The sequence below is a fragment of the Pseudoalteromonas sp. 2CM28B genome (assembly GCF_023161935.1).
Map to the genome: position 1 here is coordinate 141,482 of NZ_JALNTH010000006.1, position 12,398 is coordinate 153,879.

Genomic DNA, 12,398 nt, shown 5'->3' on the forward strand with positions numbered 1-12,398 from the left:
ATCACCACCTAAGGTATAACTCATAAGGCTATAAACCAAACCTGGTAGTATAATCTTCTTTTATCGCCTCCAAGTAATTGCAAACAATTTGCGCACTTTGGCAATAATTTTCTAACGCTAATGACTCATCATAATGGCTATATAAAGAATTAACCAACATAGAATGAGTATGTAAAATAGTGCCGCGTAATAACTCATCAAAGTAGCTAATGGTCGTGTTGTGGAAAATTGAAAGCCTACGGACTTGCTCGTCTAATACTTCCAACACAGCTTCAGTAGAAGTCGGTCGGTTAGATAGTTGCTCAATAAATAAATTACATAAGTCTAAAAACAACGGTACATCATTATGGAGTGCAGCAAAAGCATCACTAGTATAAGTTTCTGGGCTTTTAATCATATTAGCTATATGTGAAACAAGTTCTGCCTTATTCTCTATCGGCGTACTAACTAATGAGTCGGTCTGAGTTGGCTTTGCACCTTCAACATAGGCACCATCACTGCAATTTTTTACCTTTAAATGTGGGTTTTGCGCTAACGTTCTTTCAAGTACAGAATGAGAGTACTTAAATATCTCATCAGTTTCTACGAAACAATTATTATCAAAATTACCTTTTAGTTTATATTTCGCTTTATGTCTATATAAGCCAGAGTCTTGGTTTCCTTTATAATACACACTGTTTTTAGAGTGGTGTTGCTCAGACTTATAACCCATATCAACACCAAATAAGGTGATATCAGTAAAACCTATTTTTTCACAAAAAGCCAATGCACAATTACTTACCGTTGGACTGCAGCTTACTAGCAAGGCAGGCGCTTTTTGTTGTTTAAGTCCTTGCAAAAAGATTTTACTACTTGCCTCCCCAAACTTTACACCTTGCACTTTATCTTCAAACATGGCAAAAACAGAAGGCAATACCGTATTTAATGCAAGCAAAGTAATCCCACTAAAAAACTCTTTATCATAAAATGACGCCAGTACGTCATGGGTTACTTGGCAGCGTTCCATTTCACAATGAAAGTCAGGCTTTAAACCATATTTGTATAAGGCGCTGAGCGCTGTGCCACAACTTATAATAATTGCGTTATCTTGATGCTTAATCAACCAATGTATGTCTTTGTCTAAAGATGGACCATTAGCAACTAAGTAAACAGGTATATTTGTAAACTCTTCTGACTTCTCAGCTTTAAGGAAAGGTATATCAAAATTCTTTGCAAAATTATCTATACTTAAAATAGCGTCATCGTAAAAACCTAATCCTAAAACATTACCAACAAATTGCTGTGATAAATTTTTAGCTATGAGATCTAGGTAACTATCATGATAATTTTTGTAAAGATAACTATATCCAGAATAAAATCGCCCAAACTTTTGAAAAACTGACTCCACCTCTTTGGTTATGCCGGAGTCATCATCAAATTCACCAACACTAAAATGAAGCTCTGTGCCGTTTTCATTTAAACTTTTAAAAATCTCATTCCAATCAGTTAAATATAAGCTCAGGTACAATAAATCAAAATAAGGTTCATATATGTATATTTTTTTTACAATATGTTCATTTAAAATTGATTGTATATGAAATCCAGAGCCTACCCCAAGCAACATTAAACTTGGTAGAAACTTAGGCAATATATTACTTAACTTCTTATCGTTTTGTTTTTTTAAATTAACCGCCAATTTATTTAAATAATAACTATGAATAAATCCATCGTTTATTTCATCACGAAAAGAAAACTTATTGGTAAGTACAAATGGTTTTTCTTGAAAACTCAAAAATTGCACTAGGGAGTCTTGATAAACATCCTGTTTGTACAAATAAACACCTTTTTTCGTATCATAAATATTTATATTGACCCCGTCCATACGCAGTTCAAATCGCGATAACCGATAATTCAAACAAACTCTATAGACATCTGGGTAGATTTCTTTAAAAGCTTGCATATTTGATTCAAACATTTTTTCTAAATCAAAATCAGGCCGAACAAAACCGCTAAGTGCATCCTCATATTTCTTTCGATTTTCAATTTGTACTTGCAGAAACTCGTGGTATTGTTCTAGTTCACCTAACTTTTCATTTATAGCTAATGTTAGATCATTCATTATCATTCGTTCCTTTAACCGCAGAATATATTTTTAGCTGTTTTTTCGTTTTATGCATCGAGGTCAATAATGTTTTCAACCGCGCTTTTTCATCATCGACTAAAGTATATAAAGTGACAGTCTCCACCTTAAGCTTTGCTATAAATATATTAATAAAAGTTTTACTCGATTCATCAAAGCTTTTAGATAACTCAAGCAACTCCGCTAAACAATTATTTTTCTTATCAATAACGTTGGCTAAACCTCTATAATCTTCACTCTTTAACATTGCACGTTCCTCTTCGAGCAACCTTTCTAGGCACTTACTAAGGTAAACAGCTTTATCATTATATGGCGTATTCACTTATGCACCACTTTTCTCTATAAGTGCAAAACCTTTTTGCTTATCTTCTTCAGAAATACCATCCCACGCTTCTTTTATCGGTGAAAATAGCTCATTAATTTCATCAAGTATCTCAATTGAGTTTTGTGTATTAGCATCTGATAACCTAATCACAAGGTAATCATATAAACTATCTAAATTGCTAGCTATTTCGCCACCTTGTTCGAAGTTCAACCCTCCTTTTAGACCCCCTATAATCCCTATAGCCTTCTTAATACTGTTATTTTTTGCTTCAATTTCTGAACGGCCCATAAACACTTTTGCCTGGTAAACTTGAGTCAAAAGTTCACGCATCAAAATTTGAATAACCTTGTGCGGATCTGCATCGGTAAGAGAAAGTTCTTTTTGTGCTTTTTGATAAGTATTTACGCGTAAGTTCATTTTTACCTCTTCAACTTAACTTTGGGAAGTATTAGTTAAAATACTCGAAATATATGAGCTAGAAGTTTGGTACTGCGCCATTACACTGTCTAAAGCGGCATATTGGCTTCTTAGTGACGCTTCAAGGTTAGCTAAACGTTCACTTAACGCTTCACGGTCACTTTCAACTTTCTCTAATGACTCATTTAAAGCTTGCTCCCTTTTAAGCAATGAACCATCGCTTCCGGTGTAAAGCTCAACTAAATCATCAACTTTTTTAACCAGCCCATCATCGTCGCTAAAAAAGCTTTGTAATGCACTGTATTTATCTGAAATTGTGGTACTTAATAACTCTTCACCACTTTGCATTGAACCTATTCCAATAGATGATATTTCCATTTCACCTTCACGGTTGAAGCTTATACCAATTTCCATTAAAGATTGTATATCAGTAGCACCACCTAACTCATTAGTAAACATTCTTTGCAATTGTTGTTCCATAGTTCTAACAGTACTATCAGCAGCAAGTGAACCCGACGATGAATTAGAAAGAGAATCCAGTTTACCTTTTAAGGTATTATAAGCATCGACAAATTCATTAAGCGTTTCTTTCACTACATCTTGATCCACAGATACACTAAATTCTTGCGCTTCTGTGGTTAATGATTTAAGGGTCAACGTTGTGCCCTGAATTTTGTCTTTTAGTTCATTCGTTGAGCTACTCACAGCTTGTCCATTTATCAATGCATTAGCATCTTGAGCTTGATGTTGAATAGATAAACCTGAACTACCACTAGGTGTACTTGTAGCAATACTAGCTAAAGAGTCGTCATCAGAAGTTACTGAAAGAGTGTTACCATCACCTGAAATTGATGAACTAAATGTTAGTACAGCGCCACTGTCACTATTAACAATATTCGCGCTAACGCCAAAGTTTTCACTTGCTTTATTTATTTTATTTCGTATGTCTTCAAGTGTATCAGTTGCTTCGATGACCACAGTAAATTCAGAATCACCAGCATTGAATGTCAAATTTCCGGCACCAACGGTACTGTCCACAGAGCCGAGCGCCGCTGATTGCAATTTAGAGCCTTTAGCAAGCTGAAGAACTTCAACAGAAAAATCACCTGCTTGCATTGAGCTGCCAACTTCAACATCAAACGCTTGCTCTGTATCATCCAAACCATTACTGAATGTAACGTTACGAGAATTATAAGTGTCTGCATCACCAAGTTTTGCTAAAACTTTATTAAACGAATCTAAGGCAGCCTTAAATGTACCAACGCCTGATAATTCTGTGGTGTAATTTATTTCTCGCTCATTGATCTGGCTTTCTTTTACGGTTCTCTCAGCATTAATAGTTGCAGAAATAATCGATTCAAGATCAAGCCCTGAACCAACACCCGCTGAAGTTATACTAGCCATACATTACTCCTCAAATTTTTTGGTCAAACAAAACCCCTAAAGGTTGCCCGAATATTTGCTCTTGAAGAGCATCTATTTTACTAGCAAGCTCTAATACTTCTTCACTCGGTATTTGCCTGATAACTTCATTTGTTGCTTTATCTGTAACAACCACCACTGAAGATTTTGTTTGCTCATCAATATGAAACTTAAATTGCTTTGAATTTAGCTGAGCTAGAGTTTCTAGCTTGTCGACAGAGTCAAGCAAGCTCTGTTCCACTTCGTCATTTTCACCCTGTTTATTAATACGCCTTGCTTCATCATTCACCGAATTTTGGTGATTTACACCTTTAGCAACTGGCTCTTTCTCAGGCTCTTTCATAGACATGTTAGCAAAACCGTCTTTATTGAAGTTGGTATTAATGTTATCCATTTTGACACCTCTAAAACCCAAAAAGGACCTGTACACTAGCTTTACCAGTACACAAGTCCTTCTAATTTTAGTTTAAAATTTATAGATTATAAAAGAGAAAGTGCAATTTGTGGTTGCTGGTTTGCTTGTGCAAGCATTGAGCTTGACGCTTGCTGTAAAACTTGGTTACGAGCAAGGCTAGCGCTTTCTTTAGCAAAATCGGCATCCATAATACGTGAACGAGACGCTGCTACATTCTCAGAGACATTTGTTAAATTACGAATCGTCGAGCTAAAACGGTTTTGCTTCGCACCTAGGTTTGCTCGAATATCATTTACACTTGTTAAAGCAGTATCTAACGCTGTTATTGCAGCCTGCGCACCACCTGCAGTGCTTATATCAAGTGCATTTGTAGCAAGCCCTGTTGAATTCATTGCGACTGAGACTTTGACAGAGATAGTCTGGTTTGCGTCTGCGCCCACTTGGAATTCAGCACCATAAGTACCGGTCAAAATATTTACACCACCAAACGTAGTATCAGATGCTACGCGATCGATCTCTTCATTTAATTGCACAAATTCTTTTTGTAATGCAGCTCTATCATCTGCACTATTTGAACCATTAGCTGACTGAATTGAAAGAACACGCATTCGTTGTAGCATAGAGGTTGTTTCTTCAAGAGCACCCTCTGCAGTTTGTGCAATTGAGATACCATCGTTAGCATTACGAGCAGCTTGGTCTAATCCCTTCATTTGAGACTCAAGGCGTGAACCGATTTGCAAACCTGCAGCATCATCTGCCGCACTGTTAACACGTAAACCTGAAGATAAACGTTGAAAAGACGTACTTAACTCATTTGTTGAGTTTGATAAGTTACGCTGTGAATTTAATGACATTACATTAGTATTTACACTTAAAGCCATGATAGCCTCCTAATAATTTAACTAGATGGGAATCAAGCTTTACAGTTTTGTATTTAGCTCAATGATTCCTGCCTGCAATTAAGTTATCGGCGCTTGATTAAGTTACTTTAGTGTTTTTTGAAAATTTTATTTTTTAAATGTTTTCAAAAAGTTAAAAGCCAGAGCATAGCTCTGGCCTATTGTTATATTACAATTTTAAAATTACTGTAACAGGGATAGGGCTATTTGTGGTTGTTGGTTAGCTTGTGCAAGCATTGAACTTGATGCTTGCTGTAAAACTTGATTGCGGGCAAGACTCGCACTTTCTTTTGCAAAATCCGCATCCATTATACGTGATTTAGATGCCGATACATTTTCTGATACATTAGTTAAATTACGAATCGTTGAGCTAAATCGGTTTTGCTTCGCACCTAAATTTGCTCGAATATCATTTACACTTGCTAAAGCAGAATCTAAAGTTGTTATTGCAGTCTGCGCACCACCTGCAGTGCTTATATCAAGTGCATTTGTAGCAAGCCCTGTTGAATCCATTGCGACTGAGACTTTGACAGAGATAGTCTGGTTTGCGTCTGCGCCCACTTGGAATTCAGCACCATAAGTACCGGTCAAAATATTTACACCACCAAACGTAGTATCAGATGCAACGCGATCGATCTCTTCATTTAATTGCTCAAACTCTTTTTGTAACGCAGCTCTATCATCTGCACTGTTTGAACCATTAGCTGACTGAATTGAAAGAACACGCATACGCTGAAGCATACTGGTTGTCTCTTCTAACGCTCCCTCCGCAGTTTGAGCAATTGAGATACCATCATTAGCATTTCGTGCAGCTTGATTTAAGCCATTAACTTGTGTCGCTAAACGAGTACCTATCTGCAGCCCTGCAGCATCATCTTTTGCACTATTAACACGCAAACCTGATGACAATCGTTGAAACGATGTACCCAAGTCATTAGTTGAATTAGCCAAACTACGTTGAGAATTAAGCGATGCTACATTTGTATTTACTGTTAATGCCATTTTACCATCTCCTAGGTTTAAACAGAGTGTGGTTCAACACGTTTTAACAGGAACCACTATTCGATAATTTCTAACAACTGTAAAAGCATTTACTGTGCCAACTTTTAAATAAATATAACTGTATGTTTTTAAAGTTTTTTATATCGAAATATTAAACGTTAATAATAAGTTATCTGGTTAGCTGGAGTGACGACAATTTATTGCCGCTATATTGAGGGAAGTTTTTGCCGCTTTGTATTCATTAAAGCGGCAAGGTATTTCTGCTTAAAATCTGTCTATAAGTAATCAAATAAAGAAAGGTTTGATAAACGGCCAAATGTAGCTTGCGAGGCTTGCAGTGCGGTTTCTTGTTTAGTGAGTTCACTAATGGCTTCTGCCATGTCTACCTCTACTAAATCAGAAAGGTTACTTTTGTTTTGAATGTCTTGCGCAAGATTTGAGTCACTCACGCTATCAACCGCATTCATCCGCCCGCCTAAGCTCGCTTGCGTATACACAACTTGCTCGCTGGCATTTTGAAGCTGTACTACACCATCGGCTAATACTTGCTGAAAATCATCGCCTTCAAGTGTGCCATCATTTAACCCCGTAATGAGTGATTGTAATGTATTAAGCACGTTTTCTTTGTGCGGCTTTTCGAGGGTAAAATCAAGCTGGCCTGGTGCTGCGCCTTCAAATTCGATTTTCATGCCTGCAAAATCGATTGGCTCATCCGTTACCACACCTACTTGTGCAGGGCTCAGCGACACACCGTCCCGCAAAATTTCATAAGTATCAGGGTCATTGGCGGTAGAGCCTGGTGTTATTACCACATTATAGGTGTTCGCTGTTGCCGCTGCAGTTGGATCAGCATTGTAATTTTCTTGATGGAAACGGTCGAACTCTGTTTGACCATCTACATAAACCGTGCCTGCTGTAATATTATTTGCAGGCGTAGTTACCGGAATCGCAGCTTGATTATCAGTAACATCAAGTCGTGCGTCGCTTTTCTCAAACGTATCAAAACCGTTATCGCTTGATTTAATACTTACCCCTTCAGCAATGGTTATAACATGCTGGCCTTGATCCCCATTATAGGTGTACTCACCTGTTGTAGAGTCAAACTGGTATGGTTGGATGCTGTCTTGGTAGCCTGAAAAAATAAATTTGCCGTCTTCTGAGCGGGTATTCATTAAACTCAAAATAGTTTGTTGTAATTCTTCTAACTCTTTGCCAATAGATGCTTTGTCGCTCGTACTGAGGGCACCGTTACCCGCTTGGATTGCCAGTGTTTGTGCTTTTTGAATTGCATCAGTTATGCTGCTTAATACAACTTCTTCTGTATTAAGACGGTTATTCAACTGGTCAATATTTTTAGCGTGCTGCTCATTTGTTTGTATTTTATTTGAGTAAAGCATCCCTTGCGAAATAGCAGCAGGTGCTTCTGAGGTAGTTAAATACTTCTGCCCTGTCGTTACTTGCTCTTGTGCATTAGCAACACTTTGTTGGCTATCGAGTATTTTATTAATGTTGTTTTGGTACATTAAGTTATTTGATAAACGCATAATTACCTCGCTGCACTTAATAAGGTGTCAAAAACTTCTTGGGCCGCAGCTAGTACTTGAGCTGATGCCGAATATGATTGTTGGAAACGTAGTAAATTGGCTGCTTCTTCATCAAGGTTTACACCTGAGAGCGACTCATACCACGCTTCTGATTGCTCTGCTAACGCATCAAATGCGCTGGCACTGGTAATGGCTTGGCCGGTTACTACGCCAATATCACTCACTAACCCTGAATAGGCTTGATTAAACGTTTCGTGATTGTCGGCAGTGGCTGTTGTCACTACATTTTTACGCACTAATTCGCCATTCTGTAAATCAGCGAGTTTTAAACCATTACGGTTATCATCAAAGCCGCCTTCGTTAAATTCAAGGGTGAAAGTGTCTCCAGTGGCTGGCGTGCCTTCAATGTCAAAGTCAAAGCCATAGTTGCTATAAGGTGCACCAGCCTGAGCCAGTATACCCTTTGCCGGTGGCGTTATAGTAAAGGTTGTGGTGCCATTTGCGTCTGTAATTTGATATTCGTTTGCAGTGCCTGTTTTAACTAACGTGATATCGCCATTGGCTAAACCAGGGGTAGTGTTAAAGCCACCCGAGGTAACACTTGATACTTCTCCAGCTGAAATAGTAGCAGTGCCTACATTATCTATGCTGTTAGCTGTACGAATAGGCGATGCCAGAGCTAAGTCTTCACCGCGGCTTGTCGCAAGGGAAATACTGGTCGCCGCCTCAGAGTTAAGTTTAATTTGAAACTGATCGCCAGTATTACCTGTACCGGCTACATTAATTTGTAAACCAAACGACTCCCCACTCGTAATGTCATCTGAGTCGATAACACCTGATGGCGGTATCGTCGCTAAAGAGGCGCTGCCTATCGGCTCCCCTTTATTATCTATAGGCTGAATGCTCACTTCATTTGCATTAGCGGTATAAGTAACAATAAAGTCGCTGGCAGGCAGTTCACTGCCTTTACCGGCCTCAAGCGTGGCAGTTAAACTGGCGCCGCCGGTATTAGCCTGGTATGCATAAGCACCCACGGTAGGTATATTAAATATATCACCGCCTAGCTCGCCGTTAGCATCCATACCCAATTTATTTTGCTCGTTGAACGCATCTGCAATGGCCAATCCCATTTGGCCAATTTGATTTTGTGCAGGCACGAGTATGTCGTCTCTAAAAGCCAACAAGCCGCCAATTTTGCCTTTTAATTTAGTTGCATCTATTTCTAGCGGCACAGCTTTGCCGCCATTAACGTCAAGCGCCAATTCTTTAAAATTAGGATCGGGGTCACCCGACAGTGAAAACAAGTTAAATGTACCGTTTTCCATAACTAAAGATTCACCGCTGCCCATAAAGACGAGTTTTTCGCCATTAGGGCCATCAAGTGTTTCTATATCAACAAGCTCTGATAATTCACGAATCGCTAAGTCGCGCTGGTTATAAATAGAGCTTGCGTCAGAGGCGTTATTTGTGCCATTTACGACTGCAATTTCTTGGTTTAACGTATTTATATTTTGGATAAGTGAGTTGGCTTCTTCAGAAAAAATCTCAAGCTGCTCATTCACTATACCTTGTTGCTCAAGCACGATACCCGAAAGCCTATCCATTTGATCAACTAAGCTTTGCGCATCGGTCATTACTAATGAGCGAGCAACCGATGAAGACGGCTGGTTTAGCGCCTCTTGCACGTTATTAAATAATGAATTTATGCCCGTTGATAAATTATTAGACTCTTCAGAAAAAATGCTATCTACACGGTTTGCCTCAGTAACAAACTGATCAAAAAATGATTTATTAGAGGTGTCGCGATTTAATTGCGACTGGGCAAACTCATTTAAAAGCCTATATGTTTCGCCTCGTCCTACTTGATTATCAACCATCGTAGTAAATTCAGTGCGCTCACGTACGTAGCCTTCTGTATTTACATTGGTGATATTTTTACTGGTCGTTTGCAATAGCTCAGAGCTTGAACGCACCCCAGCACTGGCAATATTTAATAAACTAAACGACATATTACTTCACTCCTTGGGTAAACGCGCTTGTTGCAATATTTTTAAGCTCACTGCTATTTAGCACTTTTTTTATTTTACTCGCGTAATTAGGATCGGTTGCATAGCCTGCTTTTTGTAGCGAATCTAAAAATTCGTTTGGCTGTGCTGTTTTTTGTAATGCTTCTTCGTAGCGTGGGTTTTGCGTTAAAAAATCGACAAAGTCGTTCACGCTTTCTTTTATAGAATCGTAAGCTCTAAAACTTGCTTGCTTTTTAACAGGGGTACCTTGCTCAAATTCAAGCGTTACTTTACTTGCTTTATCGCCTTCCCAGCTTTTATCTGATTTAATATTGAACAGGTTATTTGAGCTATTCCCGTCGCTTTTATTAATAATATGCTTACCCCACCCCGTCTCAAGTGCCGCTTGGGCCACCATTACTGCAGGGTTTAAACCAATTTTTTCGGCCGCTGTTTTAGCATGCTCCCACACTGCACTAACAAACTCTTCAGCATTATTAAATGACGACTGTGTAGGCTGTGTTGTGGTTTTAGTTTGTGTTGCCGCACTGCTGACTGCTGAGTCATCTTTATTTGCTTGCTTTACACTGTGCACCTTTTCGTGCGGCAGTTCAGAGCCTGCGCGTTTATCACTCATAAAGTCGTTAGTAGTTCTTAATACTGAGCCAGGCATAAAGTTCTCAGCCTCTGGAGAAAGCTGCTGAACAATTAAATCAGCCAAACCCAAAGACCCATTTGATGAAAGCTCAGAAGAGAGCTGCTGATCGTGCATTTCTTCAAAAAACTTTACGCCGCTAGAGTTAAACGGGCTGTCTTCATCTTCAAATGCTTCGTTGGCTTTACGCATCCCTTTTAGAAGCATTTGTGTAAAAATAGCTTCAAATTGTGCCGCTGCTTTTTTTAGCGCCGCTTTAGACGCATCAGTAGATGCATCACCGCTGTTTAAAGCGTCTTGACGTAAAGTATTAAGATTACTTAAATCAAAAAAGTTTTGCTTATCGAGGTGATTTGTTTCCATCAGCTTTTTGACACAAAAATGAATAATGCTTTAAGAAATGCAAAAATTGAGCCAAAGAAAGGTAAACAGTAAAAAGCTTAAGTACCTTTTGAGTACTTAAGCTTAATGTGGAAGGGTAAACATTCTTAAAAATAATTAAATAACAACAAGCTGTCCGTTAATTGCACCCGCTTCTTTAAGCGCTTCTAAAATAGCCATTAGGTCTCCAGGTGCTGCGCCTACTTCATTTATAGCACGCACTAAGTCATCTAAGCTAACGCCGGGGTTAAAAACAAACGCACGAGAATCATCTTGATTAACGTCAATAATACTTTGCTGTGTAACAACAGTTTCGCCTTCTGCTAACGGATTAGGCTGCGTTACATTTTGCTGTTCAGCAATTGTGACTGTTAGGCCGCCATGGGTTATTGCCGCAGGCTGTAGCTTCACATTTTTGCCAATGACAATGGTTCCCGTACGTGAATTAACAATAATTTTGGCTGAGGTATCAGCAGGCTTAAACTCTAAGTTTTCAAGCGTTGATAAATAAGACACTCGTTGCGATGCATCACGTGGCGCAATAACGCGTACTGAGGCAGCGTCAATAGCTTGTGCACTATTAGGGCCTACCAAATTGTTAATTGTTGCTTCTAAACGTTTTGCCGTTGTAAAGTCTGGGCGGTTTAAGTTAAAAGTAATGTAGTCGCCTTGCATAAAAGGGCTTTTAACTTCGCGTTCAACAGTGGCTCCGTTAGGTACGCGGCCAACTGTCGGGGTGTTAATGACCACTTTACTGCCATCAAGCCCTTGTGCTCCTAAACCACCCACAATTAGGCTACCTTGTGCTATAGCGTATACGTTTCCATCCACCCCTTTTAAGAAAGTTTGGAGCAAGGTGCCGCCACGTAAACTACCTGCACTGCCAATAGAAGATACCGTAATATCAATTGTTTGACCCGGCTTTCTAAACGGCGGAAGCTCAGCATGAACTGCCACTGCTGCTACGTTTTTAATTTTAGGGCTTTGTGTTGAAGGCAGCGTAATACCAAAACTGTTTAGCATGCCTCTAAAACTTTGTTGCGTGTAAGAGTTTTGCTCCCCTGTACCAGGTAGCCCCACCACTAAACCATAGCCAACCAATTGGTTAGCACGTACGCCTTCAACCATAGAGACATCTTTTATACGCTCGGCGCTGGCAGAAAATTGCCAGCCTAGCAGTATGATCAAAATAAACGCTTTAATGCTATTCATA

The 12,398-nt window shown here is 39.0% G+C and carries 11 protein-coding genes; all 11 read right to left on the minus strand.

All coding sequences use genetic code 11. The features are described 5' to 3' along the window. Positions 1-28 precede the first annotated feature (28 nt). Positions 29-2,098 (minus strand): 6-hydroxymethylpterin diphosphokinase MptE-like protein, encoded by a 2,070-nt coding sequence (locus tag MTN96_RS10955; RefSeq protein WP_157742991.1) that lies wholly within the window; start codon positions 2,096-2,098, stop codon positions 29-31. Further along, positions 2,091-2,441, minus strand: a complete 351-nt coding sequence (locus tag MTN96_RS10960) for a hypothetical protein (protein WP_096041352.1) — start codon at positions 2,439-2,441, stop codon at positions 2,091-2,093. The genes MTN96_RS10955 and MTN96_RS10960 overlap by 8 nt, the downstream gene beginning before the upstream one ends. Further along, the gene (gene fliS / locus MTN96_RS10965) at positions 2,442-2,861 is read right to left on the minus strand and encodes a flagellar export chaperone FliS (RefSeq protein ID WP_096041351.1); all 420 of its coding nucleotides are present in this window, start codon (positions 2,859-2,861) and stop codon (positions 2,442-2,444) included. It lies immediately after the preceding gene. 15 nt (positions 2,862-2,876) lie between these two features. Further along, a complete protein-coding gene (fliD, locus tag MTN96_RS10970; protein WP_096041350.1) occupies positions 2,877-4,265 on the minus strand; it encodes a flagellar filament capping protein FliD in 1,389 nt (462 codons plus the stop codon). Positions 4,266-4,275: 10 nt separating this feature from the next. Continuing rightward, positions 4,276-4,677 (minus strand): flagellar protein FlaG, encoded by a 402-nt coding sequence (locus MTN96_RS10975; RefSeq protein WP_096041349.1) that lies wholly within the window; start codon positions 4,675-4,677, stop codon positions 4,276-4,278. 86 nt (positions 4,678-4,763) lie between these two features. Then, positions 4,764-5,579: a flagellin gene (locus MTN96_RS10980; RefSeq protein WP_096041348.1), complete on the minus strand. Its 816-nt coding sequence runs from the start codon at positions 5,577-5,579 to the stop codon at positions 4,764-4,766. Positions 5,580-5,780: 201 nt separating this feature from the next. Next, complete coding sequence (locus MTN96_RS10985) at positions 5,781-6,599, minus strand: flagellin (protein WP_096041347.1); 819 nt, start codon at positions 6,597-6,599, stop codon at positions 5,781-5,783. Between the two features lie 275 nt (positions 6,600-6,874). Continuing rightward, positions 6,875-8,143 carry a flagellar hook-associated protein FlgL gene (flgL, locus tag MTN96_RS10990; RefSeq protein ID WP_096041346.1) on the minus strand — a complete coding sequence of 423 codons (1,269 nt, stop codon included), beginning with the start codon at positions 8,141-8,143 and terminating at the stop codon, positions 6,875-6,877. A 2-nt stretch (positions 8,144-8,145) separates the two neighbouring features. Then, on the minus strand, positions 8,146-10,152 hold the full coding sequence (gene flgK, locus MTN96_RS10995; RefSeq protein ID WP_096041345.1) for a flagellar hook-associated protein FlgK: 2,007 nt from the start codon (positions 10,150-10,152) through the stop codon (positions 8,146-8,148). Between the two features lies 1 nt (position 10,153). Further along, a complete protein-coding gene (gene flgJ / locus MTN96_RS11000) occupies positions 10,154-11,167 on the minus strand; it encodes a flagellar assembly peptidoglycan hydrolase FlgJ (protein ID WP_096041344.1) in 1,014 nt (337 codons plus the stop codon). Positions 11,168-11,302: 135 nt separating this feature from the next. Continuing rightward, entirely contained in the window at positions 11,303-12,397 is a 1,095-nt protein-coding gene (locus MTN96_RS11005) for a flagellar basal body P-ring protein FlgI (RefSeq protein WP_004588022.1), read from the minus strand. Between the last annotated feature and the right edge of the window lies 1 nt (position 12,398).